This window comes from Paraburkholderia sp. DHOC27 (assembly GCF_003429005.1).
In the GTDB taxonomy this organism is placed as follows: Bacteria; Pseudomonadota; Gammaproteobacteria; order Burkholderiales; family Burkholderiaceae; genus Paraburkholderia.
The window spans coordinates 184-24215 of record NZ_QVQV01000011.1 but is presented as its reverse complement, the minus strand read 5'-3'; the positions used below and the strand labels follow the sequence as shown (position 1 = coordinate 24215).

The window sequence follows — 24032 nt, the reverse complement described above, 5'->3', positions numbered from 1 at the left end:
TCACTCGATTCACTGAATGTTTTGTTGATGGAATTCCGGCGCGTTGTCCGTCGCCGGAGACAGATAGCGCGCAAGCGGGTGTTCGCCCCTCCCGCTGTGTCGCGGCTCAACGGCGCCGGCATGCACGAGCCGCCCGTTGCTGAGCACGATGCAACGGCGTGCGCTTTGAACGACCAAGTCGAGGTTCTGTTCGACAAGGAGCACCGCCAGCTTCGAACGGCCGCAGAGCTCGGGAATCACCTCGCCGATACGCTCGACCAGATTGGGCTGCACGCCATCGGAGGGCTCATCCAGCAGGAGCAGTTTTGGACGGCCGCACAGGGCGCGTGAGATAGCGAGGACCTGCTGCTCGCCACCCGAGAGCGTGCCGCCCTGCTGCGACAGGCGCGTCTTGAGCACCGGGAAGTAATCGAATACCTCATCGAGGATGTCCGCCCCACCGGCGGCCTGCGTACCCATCAGCAGGTTCTCCCGCACGGTCAACTTCGGGAAGATCCATCGCCCCTGCGGGACCAGACCGATACCCCGGCGTGCAATCTCATGTGTACGCAGGCCGGCCACCGACTGCCCCAGGAAAGCGACCTGTCCGCTCACACGAGGCAGCAGCCCCATGACAGCCTTCACCAGGGTGGTCTTGCCCGCGCCATTGCACCCGAGCACACCGACCACCTCGTTCGGCAGCACGTCCAGCGAGAGGTTATGGATCACATCCACATCGCCATATCCGGCGCACAGGTTTTCAATGCGCAGCATGTGTCGCTCCCCTGCCCAGATAGATGCGTCGGATCTCCTCGTCACCAGCGATCTCCGCATACGATCCGCGCCGGACCACCTCCCCCCGGTGCATCACCCAGGTCTCACATGCGAGGGACTGCACAAAGCCGAGGTCGTGTTCGATGGCGAGCACCGCGCATCGCTCACGCAACCGATGAATGAGGCGCACCAGCCGCTGCGCGTCCTTCGCGGACAGTCCGGCCGCGGGTTCGTCGAGCAGCAGCAGTGCGGGCTGGCACATGATCGCCATGCCGATTTCGAGCCACTGCCGCTCACCATGCGGCAGATGCGATGCGAGCTCGCCCGCCTGCCCGACCAAACCCACCTCCTCCAGCACCGCGTCGGGATCGGGCATCGACGTCGCCCGGTAAGCCGCGACGCCAAGACCCGCCACCACCAGGTTGTCGCGCACCGTCATTGTGAGAAAGGTGTTGGTTCCCTGGAACTTGCGCACGACGCCGCGCCGGCAGAACGCGTGCATCGGACGGCCGGTCATCCGCTTACCATCGAGATACAGTTCGCCGGATCCGGGGGCAATCGCGCCTGAGAGCAGGCCGACAAGCGTGCTCTTGCCCGCGCCGTTCGGGCCAATCACGCACAGCAGATCGCGTCGCGCGATGTTGATGTCGACGCCCGCCACGGCGTTGATTCCACCGAACGCGCGTGACAGGTTGGTGCCCTGTAGAAGCTGGCCATCCATTACCGTTCCTCCGGTGCATGTCCCGCGCGGTGAACCGGCGGCCTGCTCCATACCGCTCGACCAGCCCGACGCGCAACCGCCAACAATTCATGGAGTCGCAGTCCGTTCGGCATGAACAGCACGCAGGCGAGAAACAGACCGCCGAGGATCAGGGGCCAGCCGTCCGTGCTGTAGCTGGAGACGGTCTGCCTGAGCAGTGTCAGAACGACCGCGGCGGCGACGGGTCCACCAATTCTTCCCCGGCCGCCGATGGCCACCCAGAGGATGACTTCGGTCGCGAGCAGCGGCGAGAACACGTCCGGGGCCACCACCCCCGAGCAGGCCGCCATCAGCGCGCCGGCGATTGCGGCAAGCGCCGCCGAAGCGACGAAGACGAGCAGCAGGTGAAGCGACGTGTGATAACCGCACGCCTTTGCGCGCCACTCGTTGGTGGCGATCGCATCAAGCACCTTGCCGTAGCGGCCGCGGCACACGAGCCATATCAGGCCAGTCGCGGCAAGCAGCACAACAGCTACCGTGTACCAGGAGGCGCGAGGACCGCTCATGTCGAACGTGTGGTTGGCCACGCTGAATGACAGTCCCGGGATGCCCAGGATGCCCGTGTCGCCTCCGGTAACCGACTGCCAACTGACGGCGAGCTGCTGGGCGACGATCAGCACGGCCAGACTGATGATGGCGAAGAAGTGGAGCCTTACCCCCGCAAAGAGCAGGAAATAGCCAATCACGGCGGCGACAGCCGCAGCGCAGACCACACCCGCCGCCAACCCGGTCACGGATGCATGTCCGAACTGCATGGTCGTAATGGCAAATCCGTAGGCGCCGAGACCCAGGAACGTGGTGTGCCCGAGCGTGAGCACCCCGGCCCGTCCCCAGAGCAGGTCATAGCTCAATGCGAGGATCCCCATGACCAGTGCATCGCGCACCGTCGACAGCAACCAGGGACCGGCAAAAAAAGGCACGAGCGCCGCGGCGACCACCGCCACGCTCCACATCAACAGCGGCGAAACATCCCTGGGGCCGAGGGCGGTCTGTGCGAACCAGAGCCGCAGACAGCCTGCGTGTTTTCCGGACATACGCTTTATCCTTTTCCGAGAAGCTGATGGGCCGCGCTGAATCCTGGAATCAGCCCTTGCGGTCTGAACCGGATCACCACAATGGAGAGGACCAGCACCACAGCCGAGGCGAGAGAGGGATCGACGCGATAGCTCAGTAACGTCTCGGCAGTGCCGATGACTGCGCTGCCCAGGATGCTGCCCGCGATCGATCCGATGCCGCCCAGCACGATCACGAAGAACGCCTTGGCGAGATAGGAGACGCCCAGATGTGACTCCACCGAAACCATGGGCGCAATGAGCACGCCAGCGAGCGAGGCGAGCGCCGCGCCGCCGCAGAAAGCAATGCGATTCAGGCGCTGGGTGTCGATGCCGGTGGCCTCGGCCATCGCCGGGTGCTGGATCACGGCACGCAACTGGGTACCAAAACGCGTGCGGGCGAACAGCAGCCAGCACCCTGCCGTCACGGTCAGCGCGACGCCAATCACGAAGATCCGGTAGGCCGGATAGCTTCCGCCCGGGACCGGGACGGCCCCGCTGAACGGGGCGTACACGAGCATCGGCTGGGTGCCAAAGACGAGTTCCAGTGCCTTCTGCAGGATCAGGCTCACCGCATAAGTCGCGAGGAGCGTGTCCAGTGGCCGGTCATAGAGCAGCCGGATGATGAAACGCTCGAGGCACCATCCAAGGGCTGCCCCGACAGCGGGCGCGACGAACAAGGCAAGCCAGAAAGCCTCCTTCCCGCCGACTGCCTGCGCGATGGCTAACGCGTATGCGCCGATCGTGACCCACTCGGCATGTGCAAGGTTCACGATGTCCATCATGCCGAAGACGACCGCGAGCCCAAGCGCCACCAGCATCAGAATGCTCACGTACCCCAGAATGTTAAGAATCGTCGTCATATGAATAAGTCCCGGTCTTCATATCTGCGGAGCTGTTACCCCGCGCGTGTAATTGGCAAACGGGCCGTATTGCGGCACCTTCCTCACAGCCAAGAATTTCTTAGGTAGAAGACTAAGAAACTCTTAGTAAAAATGGCAAGCAATTCCCAGAGACTCGCAGGATGCCGGTTAAGCACACGACATCCTCCGTTTTTGCCAGACGCCTGAAAGAGGCACGGATACGCGCGGGCCTGACCCAGGAGCAGCTCGGTATCAATGCGGGAATCGACGAATTCTCCGCCAGTGCCCGCATCAATCAATACGAAAGAGGCAAGCACCTGCCCCACCTTTTGATGGGGCAACGTCTGGCCAGGGCGCTGCACGTCCCAACGTCTTTCCTCTACGAGGAGGACGATCTGCTCGCCGATCTGCTCGTAACTGCGGCCCGGCTCACGCGGGGAAAAAAGAAGATCCTCCTCGCGAATGCCGAGACGCTGAGACAATCAGCGTCCTCCAGGGCGACAAAACCAAGTAATGTTTAGCCTTGCAACTAAGAATTACTTAGTAAAATCCCTGAGCGAATCCGGGACACTCGCCGGATGTCGCGCGATACACCCACTTCTGATGCCGTCTTCCCTCGACGCCTGAAACAGGCGCGACTGCGCTCGGGCTTGACCCAGGAGCAGCTTGGCATCCACGCCGGTATCGACGAATTCTCAGCCAGCACCCGCGTCAACCAGTACGAAAAGGGCAAACACACCCCTGCCATACAGACCAGCCAGCGTCTGGCGCGAGCACTCCTTGTCCCCACGGGCTTCCTCTACGAGGACGACGATCTGCTGGCGAACCTGCTGGCAATCGCCGGCAGGCTCAGCAAAGAAAAGAAGAGAGCCCTCCTCGCCAGCGCCGAGAAGCTGGCCCAGGAATAAACTAAGATTTCCTGAGTCTCCGGACCAAACTCAGACGGCGCCATAACTGACGCCCTCGCCGGATCGCAGCATTAGCCTCGATTGATCAACAACCCGTGTGAACCGCTTGTGCCGCAAAACCACGACGCCCTTCAAACTTGCGTCACGTATCAAGCCGAGACTACCGGTCACTGGCAGCGGGCTCGCGTGACGATTTGTGATCATAAAATTACGTCCACAGAATCTGGATGTCAACGCCAAATAATCGCTCGTTTACCCTGATTTTTCACCACTTCGAGATCACTTGACATGAGCGAGCCTCACATCTATGGTCTATTTATGATGATTAATTTGGAGACAACATGGGCGATGACATCTGCGATCTGACAGCGCAGGAGCTTCATGCGCTTTATAAAACAGGCGGCACCTCCCCCGTGGAGGTCATGCAGGCCGTACTCCTGCGCGTAGAACAGCTCGATCCCGCCGTGAATGCCTTCTGCCAGATAGCAGCGGATGCACTCGACATGGCCCGTGCGTCCGAAACACGGTGGTACCGCAAGCGCCCGCTTGGGCCGCTGGATGGCGTGCCGGTCAGCATCAAGGACAACGTTGCTGTCGCCGGACTAGCTACCCGATACGGTTCACGCGTCACCGACGAAACGCCAGCGCTTGATGACAGCCCGTGCGTAGCCCGGCTCCGCGAGTCCGGTGCGATCTGCTTCGCCAAGACCACCCTGCCCGATTTCGCCCACAAGATCGTCACCGATAGTCCGCTTACCGGAGTCACGCGCAATCCCTGGGATACCGACCGTACTCCCGGCGGAAGTAGTGGCGGAGCCGCCGCGGCGGTCGCGCTTGGCATGGCGCCCGCAGCAATCGGTACCGACGGCGGTGGATCGATCCGGATTCCAGCCGCGTTCACTGGCACATTTGGTTTCAAGCCGAGCTTCGGACGCGTTCCGCATGCGCCACGCGGGCCGTTCGGGCTGTTGAGCCACGTTGGCCCCATGACCCGCTGCGTGTCTGATGCCGCACGCATCCTGACCGTCATCAGCCGCCCTGACAGCCGCGACTGGTACGCCTTGCCGTTCGACGCCAGCGACTATGAACTTGGCCTCAAGTGCAAGCCAACACCAGGCGGTGTCCGCATAGCGTACAGTCCGTCCCTGGGCCTCGCTGTCACGCCCGAAACCGCCGTCCACGACGGGCTCATGCGTACGGTCGACACGTTCCGTGAGCTTGGCGCCAGGGTTCAGGCGCAAGATCCGCCGGGTATCGCTCGCTGTAACGCGATCCACTCCACCATCTGGCCAGCCTGCTGTCGCCAGCTCACCGAAGGCATGGCTGACGGAGGCGCGACGCTCGATCGGTCATTGCAGGCCTATTCTGATGCGGGCGCGGCAATATCGCGCGAGACGTTGCTTGGCGCCCTCATAGAAAGAGGGGAGATCGGCGCCGCTGTCAACGCGTTCTTCGAGCGGTACGATCTTGTCATCTGCCCGGTGTATCCTCGAGTGGCCATGCCGCTTGCGGAACTCCCAGCCAGCGACGGGCTGTTTCCCCATTTCACTGCCTGGTGCAACCAGCTCGGTCTTCCTGCGGCAAGCGTCTACACGGGCACCACTTCAGAAGGGCTACCGGTCGGGATACAGATCGTCGGCGGCCGTCATGCCGACGCGCTTGTGCTCTGGGCAAGCCACATCCTCGAACTCGCGCTCGGACGCGCTCCGCTAGCTGAGCTAGCGCGCACGCTTTCCTCATCCATTATTGGCCGCAACACGCACTGACACTACACGCCGGCCCGGATATCCGGACCGGCTGTCCGCCGTGCCACACGCGGTATCACGAAGCGCCCTTCCTGCCCGCGTGCAGACCAAGGTCTGAATCCAGTACCAGCTTTTGCCGCAAGGCTGCATGCACTTTGCGAAGCTGCGCCTCCGCTTCTTCCATGTGAGTCGCCATAAGCTTCTCGACGGCCCTTGCGTCCCGGCGCCTCGCCGCATCAAGGATCGCACGATGAGCAGCGACCGTCTGCCGACCAAACGCCTGATAATCATCTTGCGTCACATTTCCCGCAACGATCACTAGGCTATGCAGCATCTGGTTGATGATCTGGCAGGCGCACCGAAGGAACGCGTTCGGATTGGCCCCAGCCAGCACGTCATGAAAACGGATGTCCTCCTGGCGCTGATCGAGGGCACGTTCATGACTCGCGGCGAATGGCTCGCACACCTCCACGCTGCGTTCGAGCGACTCCATATCCGCGTCCGTCAGATGCTCCACGGCGCCCGCCGCAAGTAGCGGCTCCAGCACACGCCGCACGGCATAAATGTCCTCAAGGCTGATGCTCTCGAAAAACAGGTAGTTCTGCAGTGACTGGAATGCGCGGGCGAGCGGTACGCGTGTAATCGTCGCTCCGCCGTCCGGCCCGGTACTCAGACGCACAAGTCCCTGTACCTCCAGGGACTTGAGAGCTTCCCGCATCGAGCCGCGGCTGACGTTGAACATTTCCTGAAGCTCCGCCTCCTTGTTCAGTCGCATGCCGGGACGCAGCTTTCCATCGGTAATCCAGCTCTTGATGAGCTCGGCCACCTGATCTCCCCGCTTGGTCGTACGCGGGCCCTTGTTGTCTGGCTGAAGCAACGGTTTTTTCTCTGTCGTCTGTTTTCGTGCTGCCATACGTCACACCCGTAGTTGGCCATCATCGTTTGGTCTGAAACGTCATTATCGGTCATCCGCTGCCGCGTGATCGCCCCAACGTCCCCACAAACGTCCCGATACAACACCCTCCTAGTGTTCGGAGGTGACGCCCCCCGCCCTCATACCTACCCTCATTGCCATACGAAACGCAAACCTCATCCGTGGGGTCGCGCGAATTTCGGTCCTGGGCGCTGATTCGCCCACCTGGGAGAAGTCGTCATGACGCGAGATGCACAGACGTCACAGCAGGCTCACACGATCGACGACATCAGCACAGCGCTCGCCGATCGTGGGCTCGATCTCGACCTGCTTGCCAGGCGTATGCGCACCGCCAGTCCGGAATCGGACGCAACCGGCGAGATCGCCGGTCCTCCCTGGCGTGCCGATGACGTAAGCGCCCTGAACATGAACCTCGTACCCGCTCGGTACGGCGGCTGCCCGGCGCTGGAATCCCTCATGGCACAGGTAAAGTTGATGGCCTGTCTCGGGGAGGCCGACGCAAGCCTCGCGCTGGCATTGCCGGGCCCGGGGCTCGCCATGCCGCCTGTCGTTGCCCTCGCCTCGACGCAACAGCAGGCCCGGTTCTTCCAGCCGTTCCAGTCCGGCACGCCACGCTGGGGCGCTTTCGCCATCACCGAGCCAGACTGCGGTTCGGACGCAACTGCCATGCGCACCAGTGCACGAAAAACCGGTCGCGGCTGGATCCTGAATGGCACCAAGTGCTTCATCACGAACGGTGCGCGCGCCGACTGCGTGATCACGTTTGCAACGATCAACCGGCAGATGGGTCGCTATGGGATCCGCGCATTCCTGGTGGATTGCAATACACCGGGATTCACAGTGTCGCGCATCGAACGGATGGCAGGCCTGCGCGCGACCCAACTCGCCGTGCTCTCCTACGCCGACTGCGAACTCACCGATGATGCGCTCCTTGCCCGCGGCGACGAAAAGCCGCTCGATGACGCCTTCTCGGGTGCACAGCGATCCTGGGACTATTTCAGGCCACTGCTTTCCGCCGTCATGGTCGGCACCTGCCGGCGGGTGCGCGCGGACCTTGCGGCCTGGTTCGATGCGGGCGGCACGCCCGCGGACAGGCATCGCAGCGTGGCGAACGTTGAGGCGTGCCTGCTCGACATTGACCGCCAGATTGCGGCCGCATGGCTGCTCTGTCACTGCACGGCCTGGAAGACGGATCGCGGCATCGCGACATCCATGGATTCATCCATGACCAAGGCGTTTGCCTCGCGTGTCGCCGCACGGGTCACACGTGCGGCACTGGACCTCGCCGGTATCGACGGAATCATTGCCTGTCCGTCACTTGAGCAGGCTTACCGGGATGCCAGGGCATTCGACATCATGGAAGGTACCGGCGAGCTGCAGCGACTCATGATTGCGCGGGCAGCCCAGCGATCGACGTCGCGTCCGTGGGACATCGCGGCACCGCCCGGCAGCTACCCCACCACACCTGACTCATCGCCTGACAACGCCAACGCTCATCAATCCGGGCAGGAGACATCTCATGACGCATGACACGCACAGCCCCGAGCGCGAAGAAATCGCAGCCACCATCCGGTCATGCCTGGTATCGGCCATTGGCAGCACCATGGCTGCGGACCTGATCGCCGACGACACGAACCTGTTCGACGTCGGCATCGACTCCATGAACATGACGGACCTGCTCCTGCAGCTCGAGCAGCGTTTCGGCTTCACGCTCGCACCGGAGGATCTTTCGGCCGATCTGTTCATGCGTTTCGCCAACCTCGTCGCCTTCGTGGAATCCCATGTCCGCCGCAACTGACGCCGTTCGCCAGCGGCCATGCATCATGGCCACGGCCCGGTATGTACCGGCGGTGCGCGCGCGGCCCGACGTTGCTTCGCAGTACCCGGCGATCCCTTCATCCGCACGTGAGGCCGTCATGCGGTCAGTCTATGCCGATACGCTGCGCTGGCGCCCTAAGGTGGATGCAGCGCCCGTCCATGATTCAGCGAGCCCGCTGAGCACCGCGATGCCGGAGTACGTCGCCTGCGAGCAACGCCTCCTGCTCTCCGAGATGGCATCGATGGTCACAAGGGAAACCATGCGCCGGTCTCGCGGGAAGGACAACCTCCCGCCGTATCAGGTCATAGTCTGTGCGACAAGTTTTGAGGACGATCTCGCGCTATCGTGCGCGGGTCGGCTGCACAGCGAGCTGGGATCGACAGGTGTGCCGTTCGCGATTGGACAGCTGCAGGGCGTCTCTTTCTTTCTTGCGCTGCAGATGGTGTCCGACATGATGGCCAGCGACGAGCGCATGCGCAGTGCACTGATCGTCGGCGCTGAACGCTGGCTGCCGCCCTTCTCCCGGACGGTCGGGACGCTCACCGCATTGGGTGACGGTGCAGCCGCCGCACTGGTCATGCGCCAGGCGGGACCCGCATGGCGCCTGCTCAACGTCATCGTCCACACGCCCGGCCTCCCAATCCCGTCCCCCGATATGTGTGTCGACGAAGCGGTCCTGGTCGAAGTCATCGGGCAGACGTGCACACAGGCAGGCCTGAACCCCACGGAGATCAGCTGGGTCGTGCCCCCGCGCATCAATACCACCCTGGCATGCGACGTCAGCGCAGATGCCCGACTTCCTGTGTGGCGAATGTGGTACCCCGAACCGGGCGACATCGGATATCTGTGTGCCGCAGACGCCCTGGCGCAGCTCCACGTGTTGCTGCAATCGGTTGCTCCGACGGACGGGCAACGCATCCTGCTTTGGGGGACCGGCTTCCAGGGGCAGGCCGGCTGCGCCATCCTCCAATATTGTGGGAGCTAGCGATGCCTGCGCGCCCAACCCCTTGCCTGCTATCGCTGTCCGGCATCGCATTCAGCCTTCCGGCCCAGACGGTCGATGCGAACACCTGGGTCCGTCGCTGCGGACTTCCCGAGGCTCGCACGAGCGCACTGCTGAGGAATGGGGTGCAGCAGTTCCACGACGCCGCAGCAGCTTCACCCGTCACACTGGCATGCGAAGCGGTTTCCGCCCTGCTTGAAGATACCGGCACGACGCCGGCAAGCATCGATGCCCTGATCTACACCCACACCATCCAGAGCAGTGTCATGGCGCCGCCCGCCGGTACTGCCGCGTTCATCCAGTCCCGTATGGGCTTCGAGCGCGCACTCGCCTTCTCGGTGATGCAGCAGAACTGCGTCTCACCGATGGCCGCCATCCGCGTGCTGCGCGTGCTCACCCTCGCAGGTCGCCCCATCCAACGGGCAATTGTCGTGTGTGCAGATGTGATGGGCTCGGGCTGTGACCATCTGCGCGCCATCGAAGACCTCGCGCTACATAGCGACGGGGCGTGCGCAATCCTGCTGGAGCGCGGCACCGACCGCAACTGCATCGTGGGGCTGCACCTTTATACCGACGGTCGCTACTTCCGCGGCACCGACGATGACCTTCAGCCCGTACCGGATGACCGTTACTACTGGTCGGCATTTACGACGATGCGTGCGGCACTGGAACAGGCAGGCATCACCGGAAATGAGCTCGTCCATATTCTGCCTCACCATGTGAACCTCCCCGGCTGGCGACGCCTCACGGCCATGCTGTCCGTACCACCGGAACGTCTTTACACAGCGAACTTCGGCCGCATCGGCCACGTGTTCGGTGCCGATCCGTTCATCAACTTCCACTCCGCGCCACGCGGGCAACCGGGCTCCTGTTCCCTGCTGTTCTCCAGCGGACTTGCCGGGTGCTTTGGCGCCATGGTGATCCGCCACTGATCCCGAACCTGATCGCTACCCGGCCATGAGAAACCTCCTCGATCTTGTCCAGTCGGCAGCGCGCCGCACACCCGATGCGCCATCGCTGGTCTGCGGCGATGTGCGCCTCACCTACCGCCAGCTACTGCAGCGCAGTCATGCTTTCGGACAGGTCCTGTCTTCCCTCGGCGTGGCTCCAGGCGAACGCGTCGCCATCTTTCTCGACAAACGGATCGAGACCGTGGTGTCGATGCTCGGCGCCTGTGCCGCAAGATGCGTATTCGTTCCGGTGAATCCACTCCTGAAACCGGACCAGGTGGCTCATGTGCTTCGTGACAGCGGCGCCCGGTGCCTCGTGACCACTGCGCTGCGTGCCCGCTCCCTGGCCGCTACGGGTGTTGCGCCGGCGTCCGATGTCATTCTCGTAGACGAACCAGACCCGGCTCCTTCTGATCAGGCGACCGGGCTCAGGGTTCACCGCTGGCCAGACTCGATCTCCAGCCCCGACGACGCGCCGATGCCGGCCCCGGCTGCAACATGCATCGACACCGACCTCGCAGCCCTGCTCTATACATCCGGCTCGACCGGATTGCCCAAGGGCGTGATGCTCAGCCACCGGAACCTGCTCGAAGGCGCCTGGAGCGTCGCCGAGTATCTGCGGCACGATCCGTCGGACCGCATTCTTGCCGTCCTGCCCCTGAGTTTCGATGCGGGCCTCAGCCAGTTGACCTCGGCCTGGTCGGCAGGTGCGACAGCGGTGCTGCTGAACTACCTCACGGCGCACGATGCTGTCCTCGCGTGCGAGCGCGAACACATCACCGCGATCACCGGTGTACCGCCATTATGGATGCAGCTCACGGGCGCAAGCTGGCCAGACGGGGCGCGCAATACCCTACGCTACTTCGCGAACACCGGGGGTCGCCTTCCACTGCCTGTCCTGCAGAAGCTGAGAGCGCTGTTTCCGCGGGCCACACCCTTCCTGATGTACGGGTTGACGGAGGCGTTCCGCTCCACCTTCCTCGACCCTGCCGAGGTTGACCGTCGGCCCGACTCGATCGGCAAGGCCGTGCCCAATGCGCGGATCCTCGTGGTCCATGAAGACGGTACGCCGTGCGCCCCAGACGAAGCAGGCGAACTCGTGCATGTCGGCGCATGCGTCACGCTCGGCTACTGGAACGACGCGGTACGCACCGCGCAACGCTACCGCCCTTCTCCTGAGGCAAAGCCGGGTGGCGCCGCACGTGATATGGCGGTGTGGTCGGGGGACCTCGTACGGTTCGACGCCGAAGGCTTTCTCTATTTCATCGCCCGCAACGACGCCCAGATCAAGAGTTCCGGCTACCGGATCAGTCCGGAGGAGATCGAGGAAACGGTCCACGCAAGTGGACTTGTCGTGGAAGCCGTCGCGCTGGGCATCCCGGATGACGTGCTGGGCGAAGCCGTAGTGCTACTCGTCGTCCTGACCGGTGATTCAGACGTCGAAGCGCTAGGCAACTGGTGCACGCAGCACCTGCCGCGTTACATGGTTCCGCGACACATCGTTAGTTATCCATATATTCCACGCAATCCCAACGGGAAATTCGACCGGACAGCACTGCGTGTCGAGATTGCATCATCCGGCGTTGCGTCGTCCGGGCTCACCTCGCTCCCACGCGATTCAGGGGATAAACCATCATGAGCCTCACCTTCATCAGGCGGCCCCCCGGGCTGCAGTTCGGCGGCATCGACTTGCGCCAGTTGGCCGACCGCGCCGGGCGTACGCCGTTCTTCGCCTACGACCGCTCTGCAATCGACACCCGCGTGCGAAAACTGCGCAGCCTGCTGCCGTCCGTCATGCAGCTGCACTACTCGATCAAGGCGAATCCGATGCCCGCCGTGATCCACTACCTGGCCCAACGGGTCGACGGGTTCGATGTTGCCTCTGCGCAGGAGATGGCGCTGGCGCTCGATGCCGGCGCCGCTGCGGACACAATCGGCTTTGCCGGGCCAGGGAAGTCTCACGACGACCTGCGCCGCGCAGTTGCCAGCGGTGTCAATGTTCACGTCGAGTCGGAAACCCAGTTGCGGCTTGTTACCGCGCTCGGATGGGAGCTGGGCGTGCAGCCCAACGTGGCGATCCGCGTCAATCCGGATTTTCATGTCGGACACAGCGGCATGCGCATGGGCGGCGGTGCGGCGCCCTTCGGCGTCGATGTCGATCAGGTGCCGGCATTGCTGCGCGAGCTCGAAACGCGGGAAGTCGCGCTCGCCGGCTTCCACATCTTCTGGGGCTCGCAATGCCTGCATGCGCCAACCATCATCGAGGCCCAGCGCCAGAGTGCAGCCCTCATCCTTCGCCTCGCCAGCGGTCTGCCGCAACCGCCGCAGTTCATGAACCTCGGCGGCGGCTTTGGCATCCCCTACTTTCCCGGCGAGACATCGCTCGATGTAAAGGCGGTCTGCGAAGCCATGCACGACTGGCTACCACCGCTTTGCGAACGTCTGCCCGGAGCGACGCCGATCCTCGAACTTGGGCGTTACCTCGTGGGCGAGGCCGGCATCTATGTGTGCCGTGTCATCGACCGGAAAGTGTCGCGCGGCAGGACATTCGTCATCACGGACGGCGGACTGCATCATCACCTGGCGGCCTCCGGCAACTTCGGCCAGGTCCTGCGCCGCAACTTTCCGGTCGTGATCGGGAACCGTCCCGACGGCGAACCACGCGAGCGGTGTCACGTGGTCGGGTGCCTCTGCACGCCGCTCGACCGTCTCGCGGACGACGTTGAACTTCCTGACGCGCACATCGGGGATTTCGTGGTGGTGAAGCAGTCGGGTGCCTATGGCCGCTCGGCGAGTCCGGTGCATTTCCTCAGCCATCCCGAACCCGTGGAAATGCTCGTGTGAAACCACAACATCCGGAGAAACGTCATGCCATTCCGTGAATCCGTCGTCGCGGACCTCGCACCGGGATCCTGGACACTCAACGACGACCAGCAGGGCCTGGTTACGGCCGCAGGACAGTTTACGCGTGATCGCCTCGAGCCACTGCTGGGTAATCAGCCAGATTCCGCCCGGTGGGGCGAAACGGTCCGGCTCGCCGCGACGCTGGACCTCGCGACCATGATCCTGCCGCAACAGATGGGCGGCATGGGTATCAGCCGGCACGACCTTGCACTTGTCGTTGAACAGTTCGCGGCAGGCCCGCTCGAGCGGGCCGCCGAGCTGACACTCAGCAGTGCCGCGCTGATGACGCTACGCGAATTCAATGCGCTTGACCTGCTACCTGATCGGAATATCCAGCATTACTTCGACGGCACAACATCGGTTGCACCGGGTATCCCCGACGTTGATGCTTCGGGTTTCTGGGTGTTGCGCCAGCACGCATGCTCGCAGGCAATGATGGTCCGGATGGACGGTGAACGTCCGCAGCTCGTGCTCGCCACGCTGCCTGCAACACAGGGCACTCAGGGGCTCGCCGTTGCCCTGCCCGGTGCACTTTCTATCGAGCGATATACCACAGCGTCAACCGGCCATGTGCAGCGTCTGGTCGTGCCCGAGGGCACAACCCCGGAAGGCAATCCGGTACGCCAGTGGTTTCTCGATGCTACAACCTACCTCGCTGCGCTGCTCTCGGGCGCCGTCCAGCACGGCGTGAACTTCGCCCTTGCCTACAGCGCTTCCCGGCAGACGTTTCACAAGCCGATCGCCGCACATCAGCTCGTCGCCGTACGGCTCGCCGACATGCTCATATCGGCCCACACCATCCACCTCTTTCTCCGGTCCGTCGGAGCACAGGACACGCGCGCGCTGATCGAAACCATACGGTCAATGGCCCGCCACGTTGCCACCGAGGCATTGGATACTGTGCGGGAGCTTGTGCAGCTTTGCGGCGGCCATGGCTACGTGCAGGGGCTGCCGCCAGCCGCACGCTTCCAGACGGTGCACTGGTTTGCGATGCTGCTATTGAAGCTCGAAGCCGGGCTACGCGTGCTCACTGCGCCCGACACTCGCCAGCAGGGGATTTAACGTGAGCAGCCAGGGTCCGTCGGCAGAACCCGCACACCAGACTGACGGATCCCGCCAGATGGGCGGAGAATCCGGTTCATGCTGGCTTCGTGAACCCGACGGTAATGACGTCAATGACATCGCTGCGTGGCTCGCCGATCCGGACATCAACCGGTGGTTCGACTTCGGGCAGGGTCGTCAGGCGCTTCCCGTACTCGCTCTTCAACTCATGATGCAAAGCGGTCGACACCGTCTCCGCGTCTTCGGACCCAAAGGCCACAACGTCCCCAGCGGACTTGTGGCCGTCAGTGATCTCACGCATGCTTTTGGCACCGGCTCGTTCTGGGTACTGCGCGACAGCCGGCGCCCGGCATGCACGGACATGACGCTTCTCGCCTCCACGGAGATCCTCCGCGAGGCGTTCGAAACCGGCCGGCTGCACAGCATCACTGCGTGGGCTGTGGACAGCAACGTACGCTCCCGGCGTCTGCTCGAACGCATCGGCTTTCGCCTCATCGGGCTGCAGCGCGATTGCCACGTCATGCATGGATCGCGGTTTGGGCGCGTCCTCTATGATCTGCTGCCAGCCAATCTCTCCAACGGCTCCGGGTCAGCCGGGGATCGCGCATGAACCTGCCCGTCATCACCGCAGTGACGGCCTGGGTGCCAGACGCCATACCGCTGTCCCAATGGACGGCGATTGAGTCGTCACTGCGCACGACTGGGCGTTCCGGCTGGGATGCGTGGGTGAAGTCATGGCATCCCAACTACGGGCACTGGCTCGAGGCGTGGCCAGGCGGGGAAGCAAGTGATTCTCTACCTGTGCTTCCCGATCTTCTGCCACTCGACCCGGCCTGCGCGGTGCCGGTCGAAACCGGGACCGATCTGGCAGGACTCGCCGCCAAAGTGGCGAGCGAAATCTGTTCGGTACGGCCGCATGGGGCGCGCCCCGTGGACGTCGCGATGTTCTGCCACAGCACTCCCGATGAGCACGTTTCGACCACGGTTGCGGGGCGTCTGTGTGCCGAAATCGGATCACCCTGCTTTGCTTTTTCAGTCTCCCAGCAGCATGGTGTGTCGCCATTCACTGCATTGCGGCTTGCTTCCGATCTGCTCATCGCTGAGCCGGACGTCCACACGATACTGATCGTCGCAGCGGAGAAGTGGTCTCCACCGTTTTCCAGAATGTGCGGACCTCATATGGTCCACGGTGATGCCGCCGGCGCGCTGCTCGTCGAACGAGCCGACCATGGAACAGACGGCCTGTACCTGCTCGATGCTGCAGCCCGGCACGTTCCCGTCGACATCGGTCGACGTACCGCCGGCGTCCCCGATGCCAGGACATTCACGTTGCTATCGATGATTGACTTTTCCCTCGCCCGACATGGCCTTCGTCACGGTGAAATTGATGAGATAGTCGGGCACCCGGGCATACCGTCGCTCGCGGATGCCGTACGCGAACATGTCGGCCGGCCAGATGCCAGGGCGCAGCATGAGGTCGGGATTCATCTCGGCACAGCCGAATCCATCGTGCGACTTGCGCAGACGCTCCGTCGCGCCACCTGTCTTCGACCCCACCACATCCTGCTCTGGAGCTATGGCATCGGCGGTTTTGTCGGCACTGCGCTTCTGGTGGCGCGCGGCATGCCCTTCGGCTATCGGCAGGACGATGTCCGGTCCGTCTCATGATCCCCGATCTCGGCATACCGCACGTCGCCTGCCATCTTCCCCAACACATTGACGAAGTCCGCTTCTGGGGAAAGCGAACCCGGCAAAAATTCTCCACGGTGCAGAATCTGGAGCAGGCCGGGATGCGTTACTACCGCAATGCGAATGGGCAGAGCGCAATTGGACTCGCGGCCAGCGCGATCCAGCGTCTTCTGCTCGCCTCCGGTATCCCACCCGGTGAAGTTGACTGCATCGTCTACGTACACACGCTCCAGGGCAGCGTTGCACCGCCACCTCAGTCGCTACCCGGCCTGCTCTGTGACCGGTTCGGCTTCACCAACGCTGAAGCTTTCTCGTTCGCGCAGCAACATTGTGCATCCGCACTTGGCGCACTGCGCGTGATTCGCGCGATGTTCATCGCCCGGCCCCACATAAAACGGGTCCTGCTTGTCGGCGCCGACGTGATGCCACTCGAATCCGAAAGGTTAATGCAAGCCGAAGGAATTCTGGGTGATGGTGCGTTTGCTGCATTCATCGAGCGCGACGCCGCCGTCAACCGCCTGGTCGCGATCGCGACGCACGCCAGCGGCCAGGGCTGGCGTGGGGTACTGGCGAATGACGAACCGCGCCTGGCGGCGCAGAACTTCTTCACGGCGCGCACACTGATCACCCACACCGTGCAGCAGGCACATTTCACACTGGACGACATCCAGAGGATCCTGCCCCAACACCTCGATCTGCCTGCGTGGCACCGCCTGCTCGACTCGCTTCGGATCCCCCAGGACCGGCTTTTCGCCGACAATTTTGCCCGGATCGGTCACGTTACCGTCAGCGACGCATTCATCAATCTGGCCGACTGCGACGGCCTCATTCCTGGCAGGCCGTTCCTGCTTTTTGCACGCGGCGTAGGCGGGTTTTCGGCTGCCGCGCTGCTGGTCCGCTAGTTCGCCCGGAGGGTTGACTTGCTCTTCAGTCGTCCGCTAAAACCCTGTCCTGCTCTGCCCTCCCAAAATGTGCACCGTGAACCAGCGTGCAGCAATCTACAGACTATAATAAAAAAACCGCTCGATGCGGTTGGCCTAGCCCTCGGCAGGTCTCCGCTCGCCACTGGGAGCGCCGCGCCTGCGGCAGTCGTACGCGATCCTTTGACTGCCTCTTCATTCCCGGAAAGCGTGTGTCGACTTACTATCGTGGCACGGATATCTGTGCTTTTAGTGTGACAGACGGGGTTCCGGATTGTGCGGGACAGCACCTGGGTGACGAAGATGACACATGTCTGTCGACGCCGTTCGAACGAGCTCCAGAGCAGTCCATCACCTGCACCTGAAAATGTGCTGCCCGGTGCACCAGCGCTGGTGATGCGTCTTGCATCTGCCACCGACATTCCTTCGCTCGTTGAGTCATTCGGCAGTGCGGCCAGCACACTCGGCTTCCCGCATTACGTGATCAGCCGTGTTACGCGCAGCCGCTCGACCCGTCCGCACCGAACGGCGCTCGAAATGATCGGCGCCCATTACCCCGAAGAATGGGTGCGGTATTACCAAGGACGCGATTACGCGTCCACCGACCCTGTTCACCGGGCCGCGTTCATCCAGTCCGCTCCTTACCGGTGGCACGACATTGTCGGCTTGAGTAAAGCCGAACGTCTTCTGCTTGACGAAGCAAAAGAGGCAGGGTTACCCGCAGGACTCAGCATCCCCGTCCATCAGTCCGATGGCAGTATCCTGCTGTTCAACCTGTCCGGCCCTCTGCGCTCCGTCAACGACGCCATCATTTTACGGATGGCATATCTGGTCAGCGCGCAGTTTCACTACGAACTACATCGCCTCGCCCTGTTACATGCAAAAAGACCGGCACATCTGCTTACACGACGTCAGCTCGAATGCCTGACCTGGGTTGCCCGTGGAAAAACCTCGGTCGAAATCGCTGGGATCATCGGGCGCTCCCGCTATACCGTTGATTACCACATCGAAGGCGCGATGGAGGCACTCAACTTTCACAGCAGGACGGCCGCCGCCGTCCACGCCACCGTGCAGGGCATCATCAAACCCTGAATCGCTTTTTCCCGGTACCACAACCAGATTCCCGCGCCGCTGCGCCGAACGCGCACGGACAAGCGTGCGCGCAGATTTGCCTGCCACCCCTCCGAAAGCTCCGGGTTTCTGGGTCACGGAGCCGCTGATAGTTTCGTGTCGACGGCTAACACCAGGAGGAGCTCATGTCATCAATCATCGCCGGCAGGCTTGAAGACCTGCCATCATCTATCCGTCACCGTCTCGGAACCTTTCGCCACCAGGTCTTTGTCCAGCGCCTGCACTGGGAAATACCTGGCGTGCCCCACGATGCCTTGAGCGAGTGGGATGCATTCGACGGAAGCGCCACGGTCCATCTAGTTGCACTTTCCCTCGACGGCGAGGTCTGCGGATGTGCGCGGTTGATGCCCACAACTGGCCCCTATCTGCTTCGCGATGTATTCCCGGAACTTGCAGGTCCCGATTTCCCGCCATCGTCGCCTTCGGTATGGGAGATGTCGCGATTCGCGGGTTCAGGGCTGCCGGATCACCGCACCGGTTCAACCTCGGGCATGTCGTTGTTTCCTTATGCGATGGCACTCGCCATCTCGTTCGGCGCGACACGAGTGATCGGTGTCGTCTCGCGCTCCGTTGCGCGGCTGTACCGACGTTTCGGACTCGATCTGCACGATATCGGCGCAGGCACGTCGCCGGACCACACTGATATCGTTGCATGCGCAATCGATATCGATGCCACTACCTTCCAGAAAATCCAATGCGATCCGGACGCTCTGTTGAACTCGATTTCGTTCTTCGGACATCCCTGTCTTCCCGAGCACGGCACGCCGGTCCGACCGCACGTGCCCCGACCATCTTCGGCCGAGTCTGGGAACATTGCACCATTCACTGCTGATGGCAAACGAACGATTCCTGCGCGCCCGGCTATCTAACGTACCGACCAAAACATCAGCGCACCCCGCCTGGCCGACAATGGTGCCGGTTGTCGGCCTCCTTCATCCAGTCTGGTCTGATCGCCGATGCATACGCCTGACCGCTACGTGATGCCTCTCCATTCGCCTGTGAATTCAGGCCCAAGCGCTCGTCAATCGCGCGCGCAACGATCGTAGACTTCGGTGGATGATCGCGATCGCAGTCCGCCCAGAACGTGCGCATGGCATCGAACAGAACGGACAGTATGGAAGTCACGTAAGGCAGCGTTATCACGATGGCATTTTCTGTCCGGCCGGAGGTGCAGCGGTGACACTGTGCGTAAAGTTTTTCGGCAGGCATCATGATTCTCAGTGAATCCAGCTCACGCTGCAGGCGGTCTTCCACCGAATAATGAATAGTCGCTGAATGGGCAAGTGCCTTGCGAAGCTCGCAGAGCTGCCTGTCCCTGAGTTCCACGCACCTGTTAAGCCGGCCGATCTCGGCTTCCGCCCGAAGCAGACGCGTATGGAGGGTGCCCTGAGTGGGCGGCACCGGGAAGCGGTCCTCCGAGCGATCCGCCGTCCAAGCATTGAGTTCTTTCATCATTTTGCTTGCCTCAAATGCGCATGTGCATTGTTTCGAGAACGCGACTTCCCGGCATCCGAACGAGATGGAAGGAATTGTCCATTTCCGTGGGGCTCGCTCGCGGCTGTATCGCACGGCAATCCATGTCAGGGCTCATGCATATAATTCCTTTTTCGTTTTTCTCAGACGAAATATCAACTGCGAAAGAAAGCAGGTTGTGTCCGAATTGATCGGAATGAATTGGATATTCGGATTCGGTCATTGAGGGTCATGGCTGCTTCGCGTGAATCGCGCGTCTGTGCTGTCTACGCCACGTCCGCAAACGCTCTGCGTCGGCTTTCGACTAGCCACACAGCAAACGCGATCGGGCGTCGCCGGCAAAAGATAATGCACATGGTTCCAATAATGTATGCATTCAGGGAACATAGTCTTGACGATGCGGCGCTGTCCGAACATCGTCCAATGGAGGATACAAAATTCTTCTACTTGTCCCCGATTGCCGAATTGAGCCATGCCGCTTGCAACATTTCATAACAGCCGTCTCGTGCTTCGATCTAGAACGATGAAAAACTTTGACGCCTGTCATGCCGTGGATCGAGATCTGGAGCGGTCCGATTTGTCGCAGGCCATGGAGCGATACTCTGGAACACACCAACGCTTTTGCACGCGCCAGATCGAAGCGAGCTCGATGAAGGGCTGCGTTACTGGACCAGGTTCTCAAAGCGGATTCCGCGCGCTTTCTCGAGCGGGTGTTACTCATCCCATACCATGCTGTTGGACCTGAGATGATGGAGATCAGGGAAGCGTGAGAAAACGGTTATGCGACAGAGGCAGCGCATCCAGCGGCAACCTACGCACTTCACCAACTCGTACTGCGGGAGATTGTGGCCGACATTCATCCAGAGACCCGCACATCAATACGCGTGACGTCCAAGCCAGGCATGACATATCGTGCACTTATGCATAACAGCGTGCCGTGCAGGCGTTACGCCATCACGCAAGACGACCTGCAGTTCGCGTGCAACGGTGACATGGAAATGCGCTAGTTGATCGGCTTGATGTGTGCGGTATCTGGCAATAACTGATCGGCGTCCCCAGGCAAGAGTTCGCGAATGCGGGCAATCCGACGACCGGCGACACGGTCGGCGACAGACGCTTGATACGCGGCAGGATGGAGGCCATTCATCCTGCGATGGATAAGGCGAAACATAATGCATAGGTGCGCCGGCAAAAGGAATACCGGGTGAGTCTCGTTCGTCGCACGCTGCATTGAAATATGGCAGCCAGCCGGATTTCAACAGTAATTCGTATACCGAAACGATTCAAGTTTCTGCTACGCTTACACAGTGTAGAGAACGTCTGCAAAAGGGAATTACTGCCACTAGAGCTGACTCGCCATGTCCACTGGATCGCGGAAAATGTCCTTCAATGATCCCTACTCTGATGCCCCGGCTTGTCAGTTACCAATTGGTGATGGCCGGGAGGAAAAGATTCCACTCGTACATACAGACTTTTTTGAGATGGCGCTCACGTCCGTGATTGGTTCTGCTGCCCCGTGCCGCAATCGCCTAGCGCACTCAGCGCGCTTCGATCACTAAGAGCGTTAGCATCCACAGCCCCTCCTCTCCGCGATCACCTGGCGTTCGCCAAAGCAATCGGTGGCAGGGCTTCCAACTTTTCTAATGACTTATTTGTTTCGACTGAACCATGTCGATCTTGCGGCGCGCGACGTGTAACCAGACGGGAAACATCGGTCTTGAACGGCAGCGCCCACACGGTACGAGCCGTTGTTCTCTAATGGAGGGCGGCTACGTTCTCTCGACGGGCAGTGACGTTGCAATCCAGCTGATAGCATCGGCCTCTTGCATCGCCCGATAGAAGACCGAACCGGCGCTATGCATCAACATTCAGCACGTTCTCCCTCGCTGCCGTGCCCTAGCGAGCTACTCGCTAAGCAGGCTGCGACGTAACGGTCACCGAAGGCCGCGCGCCTCGTCATCCACGTCCTCGCGCCGTCGAAAAGTTGTTGCATCGTCGTAGGTCTTTCTGATGGTGTTGATCTGTCCGCGCTCAAAGTCGGCGCAACCTATCTGCTCGACCGACGTCGCGATCACACCAGGTGCAACTAGTCGGCAGACCGAGCTGCGAGTGCTGCGAGCCTCTCCGGCGACTACCAAGTAGGCTATCGCGAACCGCGCCGCGCCGCTTCTGCCCGGCTCGCAATCCATTCATCGATTTCGCTCTCGATCCATGCTACACGTCCGCCACCGATCTCGACAGGTCTGGGAAACCTGCCGGCCGCGAGGTAGCGGTAGACTGTACTCGCGCCAAGCCCGACCCGCGCGCGCACCTCCCTGAGGCGAACAAGGCGGGCTTTCGTACCTCTGTGATCACCAATGTGCTCGTTCATGATGCGGGCCCTCGTGATGATGTCGCATGCGACTGGACGTTGCCAGACTAACGCACGTGCACAGGCGCATCAAAGCCGCGGTCAGGAGAATCATTGCGGGAATTGCAACCATTAACTCCCTGGGAGACATCCCATGGCTTCCCACCGGTTCCCGTTCAACCACCTCCACAAGACATTTCTTGCGACACCCTTCTGTCGAGGAGAAAATCCTCGCTATTTCCTTCATCGCCGGTCGACATGAGAACGACCGGCGAGAACGGACTACGACACGCAGCATGTCGCCGCTGACGTTCGTCGACCAGGACCAGCATTCCTGAGCAGTCCCGGGTCAGCTATTTTTGCCGGCACAGTAAGCCGCCCAGTCGTCCATCATCTGTTTACGACGCTGGAACATGTCGCCGCGACGGTAGGCGGCCTCGACCTTGTCATCCACGGTGTGCGCCAGTGCCATCTCCGCCATCTCGTTGGGATAGGCTGTACACTCGGCCGCCCAGTCACGAAACGTCGACCGAAAACCGTGTACTGTCAGGCCCGTGCGTTTCATCCGGCGCAGAACCGTGAGCATGGCCATGTTGGACAGCGGCCTGCCCTTCTTCGCGCCCGGGAACACCAGGTCCCCGTCCGTCTCTTCAAGCAGCCGGCGCGCCAGTGCAAGCGCAGGATCAGACAGCGGAATCCGGTGTGCCCGTTCGGCCTTCATCCGCTCCGCCGGCACCGTCCACGTGGCCGCGTCCAGATCGAACTCGTTGCGCACAGCACCGATAACTTCGTTGGTCCTAGCTGCAGTCAGGATGAGCAGTTCGAGCGCCCGGGCCGCGAGGCCGTCCTGCGCCCGCAATGCCTTCATGAACACGGACGAGTCCTTGTATGGCAAAGCGGCATGGTGCTGGACCTTCCGCACCTTCGTGCGCGCGGGCAGGATCTTGTCGAGATGGCCCTTCCATCGTGCCGGGTTCTCGCCTTCCCGGTACCGGTGAACCGTAGCCCAGTCGAGCACTGACTCGATGCGTCCGCGAACCCGACTGGCCGTCTCGGGCTTTGTCTGCCAGATCGGCTCGAGCACACGCACGACGAGCGCCGTATCGATATCGCGTGCGGCAAGCGCTCCGATGATGGGTGAAGCATACGAGGCCAGCGTGTTTTCCCACTGAGCGACGTGTTTTTCGTTTTTCCAGCCTGCGCGGTTGGCCTTGATAAATGCCTTGGTGCACTCATCAAAGGTCCGGCTACGTGCGGCCATCGCGAGCTGCTGTGCGCGCTCGGCGCGGCGTGCCTCGATCGGATCAACACCTTCGAAAAGCATCCTGCGGCAGCGCGCTGCATGTTCGCGTGCATCGGCAAGCGAGACGACATGCAGGGGCCCCAGCCCCATTTCACGCAACCGGCCTTTGCGCCGGAAGCGGTAGACCCATGAGTGTGTACGCGCCGCCGACACCTGAAGGTACAGACCACCGCCATCGCAATAATGGCCAGGCTTCTTCAGGCGCGCGACGCCGAGCGCGGAAAGACGGTGGATGGAACGCGGATTTGTGCTCATGTCGACCTCCTTTCTACCCATACTACTACCCATACTTCTGGTTGCAATTGGGGGGTATGAAGCGGGAAGGTCCGGCAAAAGAAAAAACCCCGGAAGGCCCATGTGGCGGCCTTCCGGGGTTCGTTCTGGGACGATACGGCATGTCCCGGGAAGATCTC

The 24032-nt window shown here is 61.8% G+C and carries 23 protein-coding genes and 1 pseudogene; 16 read left to right on the top strand and 8 right to left on the bottom strand.

The window, feature by feature from the left end:
- Positions 1-9: 9 nt before the first annotated feature.
- From D0B32_RS28640 to urtB, 4 genes are read right to left on the bottom strand one after another with little or no spacing between them, the layout of a single operon-like run.
- Positions 10-753: an ABC transporter ATP-binding protein gene (locus tag D0B32_RS28640; RefSeq protein ID WP_117337705.1), complete on the bottom strand. Its 744-nt coding sequence runs from the start codon at positions 751-753 to the stop codon at positions 10-12.
- A complete protein-coding gene (locus D0B32_RS28635; protein ID WP_117337704.1) occupies positions 740-1474 on the bottom strand; it encodes an ABC transporter ATP-binding protein in 735 nt (244 codons plus the stop codon). Before D0B32_RS28635 ends, D0B32_RS28640 begins: the two co-directional genes overlap by 14 nt.
- A complete protein-coding gene (locus D0B32_RS28630) occupies positions 1474-2547 on the bottom strand; it encodes a branched-chain amino acid ABC transporter permease (protein WP_117337703.1) in 1074 nt (357 codons plus the stop codon). Before D0B32_RS28630 ends, D0B32_RS28635 begins: the two co-directional genes overlap by 1 nt.
- A gap of 5 nt (positions 2548-2552) precedes the next feature.
- Positions 2553-3428 carry an urea ABC transporter permease subunit UrtB gene (urtB, locus tag D0B32_RS28625; protein WP_117337702.1) on the bottom strand — a complete coding sequence of 292 codons (876 nt, stop codon included), beginning with the start codon at positions 3426-3428 and terminating at the stop codon, positions 2553-2555.
- A gap of 161 nt (positions 3429-3589) precedes the next feature.
- Between urtB and D0B32_RS28620 the strand changes: the two genes are divergently transcribed.
- The 3 genes from D0B32_RS28620 to D0B32_RS28610 all read left to right on the top strand — a co-directional run bounded on the left by D0B32_RS28620 (position 3590) and on the right by D0B32_RS28610 (position 6102).
- Complete coding sequence (locus tag D0B32_RS28620; protein WP_117337701.1) at positions 3590-3949, top strand: helix-turn-helix transcriptional regulator; 360 nt, start codon at positions 3590-3592, stop codon at positions 3947-3949.
- 57 nt (positions 3950-4006) lie between these two features.
- On the top strand, positions 4007-4336 hold the full coding sequence (locus D0B32_RS28615) for a helix-turn-helix domain-containing protein (RefSeq protein WP_117337700.1): 330 nt from the start codon (positions 4007-4009) through the stop codon (positions 4334-4336).
- Positions 4337-4677: 341 nt separating this feature from the next.
- A complete protein-coding gene (locus D0B32_RS28610; RefSeq protein WP_117337699.1) occupies positions 4678-6102 on the top strand; it encodes an amidase family protein in 1425 nt (474 codons plus the stop codon).
- Between the two features lie 55 nt (positions 6103-6157).
- Here the strand turns inward: D0B32_RS28610 and D0B32_RS28605 are convergent, their stop codons facing one another.
- Positions 6158-6994 (bottom strand): FadR/GntR family transcriptional regulator, encoded by an 837-nt coding sequence (locus D0B32_RS28605; RefSeq protein ID WP_117337698.1) that lies wholly within the window; start codon positions 6992-6994, stop codon positions 6158-6160.
- Positions 6995-7234: 240 nt separating this feature from the next.
- Between D0B32_RS28605 and D0B32_RS28600 the strand changes: the two genes are divergently transcribed.
- From D0B32_RS28600 to D0B32_RS28545, 12 genes are all read left to right on the top strand, one after another.
- On the top strand, positions 7235-8545 hold the full coding sequence (locus D0B32_RS28600; protein ID WP_117337697.1) for an acyl-CoA dehydrogenase family protein: 1311 nt from the start codon (positions 7235-7237) through the stop codon (positions 8543-8545).
- Positions 8535-8813 carry an acyl carrier protein gene (locus D0B32_RS28595; protein ID WP_117337696.1) on the top strand — a complete coding sequence of 93 codons (279 nt, stop codon included), beginning with the start codon at positions 8535-8537 and terminating at the stop codon, positions 8811-8813. The genes D0B32_RS28600 and D0B32_RS28595 overlap by 11 nt, the downstream gene beginning before the upstream one ends.
- Positions 8797-9819 carry a 3-oxoacyl-[acyl-carrier-protein] synthase III C-terminal domain-containing protein gene (locus D0B32_RS28590; RefSeq protein ID WP_117337695.1) on the top strand — a complete coding sequence of 341 codons (1023 nt, stop codon included), beginning with the start codon at positions 8797-8799 and terminating at the stop codon, positions 9817-9819. The genes D0B32_RS28595 and D0B32_RS28590 overlap by 17 nt, the downstream gene beginning before the upstream one ends.
- A 2-nt stretch (positions 9820-9821) precedes the next feature.
- Positions 9822-10769, top strand: coding sequence for a ketoacyl-ACP synthase III family protein (locus D0B32_RS28585; RefSeq protein WP_117337694.1), 948 nt, complete (start codon positions 9822-9824; stop codon positions 10767-10769).
- A gap of 25 nt (positions 10770-10794) precedes the next feature.
- Positions 10795-12426 (top strand): acyl-CoA ligase (AMP-forming), exosortase A system-associated, encoded by a 1632-nt coding sequence (locus D0B32_RS28580; RefSeq protein ID WP_117337693.1) that lies wholly within the window; start codon positions 10795-10797, stop codon positions 12424-12426.
- Positions 12423-13631, top strand: coding sequence for a pyridoxal-dependent decarboxylase, exosortase A system-associated (locus D0B32_RS28575; protein ID WP_117337692.1), 1209 nt, complete (start codon positions 12423-12425; stop codon positions 13629-13631). Before D0B32_RS28580 ends, D0B32_RS28575 begins: the two co-directional genes overlap by 4 nt.
- A 24-nt stretch (positions 13632-13655) precedes the next feature.
- Positions 13656-14753 carry an acyl-CoA dehydrogenase family protein gene (locus D0B32_RS28570; protein ID WP_117337691.1) on the top strand — a complete coding sequence of 366 codons (1098 nt, stop codon included), beginning with the start codon at positions 13656-13658 and terminating at the stop codon, positions 14751-14753.
- 58 nt (positions 14754-14811) lie between these two features.
- Positions 14812-15363 (top strand): GNAT family N-acetyltransferase, encoded by a 552-nt coding sequence (locus tag D0B32_RS28565; protein WP_181969942.1) that lies wholly within the window; start codon positions 14812-14814, stop codon positions 15361-15363.
- On the top strand, positions 15360-16421 hold the full coding sequence (locus D0B32_RS28560) for a 3-oxoacyl-ACP synthase (protein WP_117337689.1): 1062 nt from the start codon (positions 15360-15362) through the stop codon (positions 16419-16421). The genes D0B32_RS28565 and D0B32_RS28560 overlap by 4 nt, the downstream gene beginning before the upstream one ends.
- Entirely contained in the window at positions 16418-17344 is a 927-nt protein-coding gene (locus D0B32_RS28555; RefSeq protein ID WP_117337688.1) for a 3-oxoacyl-[acyl-carrier-protein] synthase III C-terminal domain-containing protein, read from the top strand. The genes D0B32_RS28560 and D0B32_RS28555 overlap by 4 nt, the downstream gene beginning before the upstream one ends.
- A 321-nt stretch (positions 17345-17665) precedes the next feature.
- Complete coding sequence (locus tag D0B32_RS28550; RefSeq protein WP_117337687.1) at positions 17666-18454, top strand: LuxR family transcriptional regulator; 789 nt, start codon at positions 17666-17668, stop codon at positions 18452-18454.
- A gap of 164 nt (positions 18455-18618) precedes the next feature.
- Positions 18619-19362, top strand: coding sequence for an acyl-homoserine-lactone synthase (locus tag D0B32_RS28545; protein ID WP_117337686.1), 744 nt, complete (start codon positions 18619-18621; stop codon positions 19360-19362).
- Between the two features lie 16 nt (positions 19363-19378).
- Here the strand turns inward: D0B32_RS28545 and D0B32_RS28540 are convergent, their stop codons facing one another.
- Positions 19379-19948, bottom strand: coding sequence for a hypothetical protein (locus D0B32_RS28540; RefSeq protein ID WP_404935612.1), 570 nt, complete (start codon positions 19946-19948; stop codon positions 19379-19381).
- 803 nt (positions 19949-20751) lie between these two features.
- Here D0B32_RS28540 and D0B32_RS33255 point away from each other — a divergent pair.
- A pseudogene (locus D0B32_RS33255) lies at positions 20752-20973 on the top strand (hypothetical protein); the annotation flags it as partial.
- Positions 20974-22109: 1136 nt separating this feature from the next.
- Here the strand turns inward: D0B32_RS33255 and D0B32_RS28530 are convergent.
- Entirely contained in the window at positions 22110-22337 is a 228-nt protein-coding gene (locus D0B32_RS28530; protein WP_117337684.1) for an AlpA family transcriptional regulator, read from the bottom strand.
- A 328-nt stretch (positions 22338-22665) separates the two neighbouring features.
- On the bottom strand, positions 22666-23874 hold the full coding sequence (locus D0B32_RS28525; protein ID WP_117337683.1) for a site-specific integrase: 1209 nt from the start codon (positions 23872-23874) through the stop codon (positions 22666-22668).
- Between the last annotated feature and the right edge of the window lie 158 nt (positions 23875-24032).

Bases quoted from the DNA above. Each gene is read 5' to 3' on its own strand.
- D0B32_RS28575 (WP_117337692.1), top strand. From the start codon at position 12,423: ATGAGCCTCACCTTCATCAGGCGGCCCCCCGGGCTGCAGTTCGGCGGC.
- D0B32_RS28620 (WP_117337701.1), top strand. From the start codon at position 3,590: ATGCCGGTTAAGCACACGACATCCTCCGTTTTTGCCAGACGCCTGAAA.
- D0B32_RS28565 (WP_181969942.1), top strand. From the start codon at position 14,812: ATGGGCGGAGAATCCGGTTCATGCTGGCTTCGTGAACCCGACGGTAAT.
- D0B32_RS28635 (WP_117337704.1), bottom strand. From the start codon at position 1,474: ATGGATGGCCAGCTTCTACAGGGCACCAACCTGTCACGCGCGTTCGGT.
- D0B32_RS28540 (WP_404935612.1), bottom strand. From the start codon at position 19,948: ATGATGAAAGAACTCAATGCTTGGACGGCGGATCGCTCGGAGGACCGC.
- D0B32_RS28555 (WP_117337688.1), top strand. From the start codon at position 16,418: ATGATCCCCGATCTCGGCATACCGCACGTCGCCTGCCATCTTCCCCAA.
- D0B32_RS28530 (WP_117337684.1), bottom strand. From the start codon at position 22,337: ATGAACGAGCACATTGGTGATCACAGAGGTACGAAAGCCCGCCTTGTT.
- D0B32_RS28570 (WP_117337691.1), top strand. From the start codon at position 13,656: ATGCCATTCCGTGAATCCGTCGTCGCGGACCTCGCACCGGGATCCTGG.
- D0B32_RS28610 (WP_117337699.1), top strand. From the start codon at position 4,678: ATGGGCGATGACATCTGCGATCTGACAGCGCAGGAGCTTCATGCGCTT.
- urtB (WP_117337702.1), bottom strand. From the start codon at position 3,428: ATGACGACGATTCTTAACATTCTGGGGTACGTGAGCATTCTGATGCTG.
- D0B32_RS28525 (WP_117337683.1), bottom strand. From the start codon at position 23,874: ATGAGCACAAATCCGCGTTCCATCCACCGTCTTTCCGCGCTCGGCGTC.
- D0B32_RS28595 (WP_117337696.1), top strand. From the start codon at position 8,535: ATGACGCATGACACGCACAGCCCCGAGCGCGAAGAAATCGCAGCCACC.
- D0B32_RS28630 (WP_117337703.1), bottom strand. From the start codon at position 2,547: ATGTCCGGAAAACACGCAGGCTGTCTGCGGCTCTGGTTCGCACAGACC.
- D0B32_RS28640 (WP_117337705.1), bottom strand. From the start codon at position 753: ATGCTGCGCATTGAAAACCTGTGCGCCGGATATGGCGATGTGGATGTG.
- D0B32_RS28615 (WP_117337700.1), top strand. From the start codon at position 4,007: ATGTCGCGCGATACACCCACTTCTGATGCCGTCTTCCCTCGACGCCTG.
- D0B32_RS28590 (WP_117337695.1), top strand. From the start codon at position 8,797: ATGTCCGCCGCAACTGACGCCGTTCGCCAGCGGCCATGCATCATGGCC.
- D0B32_RS28585 (WP_117337694.1), top strand. From the start codon at position 9,822: ATGCCTGCGCGCCCAACCCCTTGCCTGCTATCGCTGTCCGGCATCGCA.
- D0B32_RS28605 (WP_117337698.1), bottom strand. From the start codon at position 6,994: ATGGCAGCACGAAAACAGACGACAGAGAAAAAACCGTTGCTTCAGCCA.
- D0B32_RS28550 (WP_117337687.1), top strand. From the start codon at position 17,666: ATGACACATGTCTGTCGACGCCGTTCGAACGAGCTCCAGAGCAGTCCA.
- D0B32_RS28560 (WP_117337689.1), top strand. From the start codon at position 15,360: ATGAACCTGCCCGTCATCACCGCAGTGACGGCCTGGGTGCCAGACGCC.
- D0B32_RS28545 (WP_117337686.1), top strand. From the start codon at position 18,619: ATGTCATCAATCATCGCCGGCAGGCTTGAAGACCTGCCATCATCTATC.
- D0B32_RS28600 (WP_117337697.1), top strand. From the start codon at position 7,235: ATGACGCGAGATGCACAGACGTCACAGCAGGCTCACACGATCGACGAC.
- D0B32_RS28580 (WP_117337693.1), top strand. From the start codon at position 10,795: ATGAGAAACCTCCTCGATCTTGTCCAGTCGGCAGCGCGCCGCACACCC.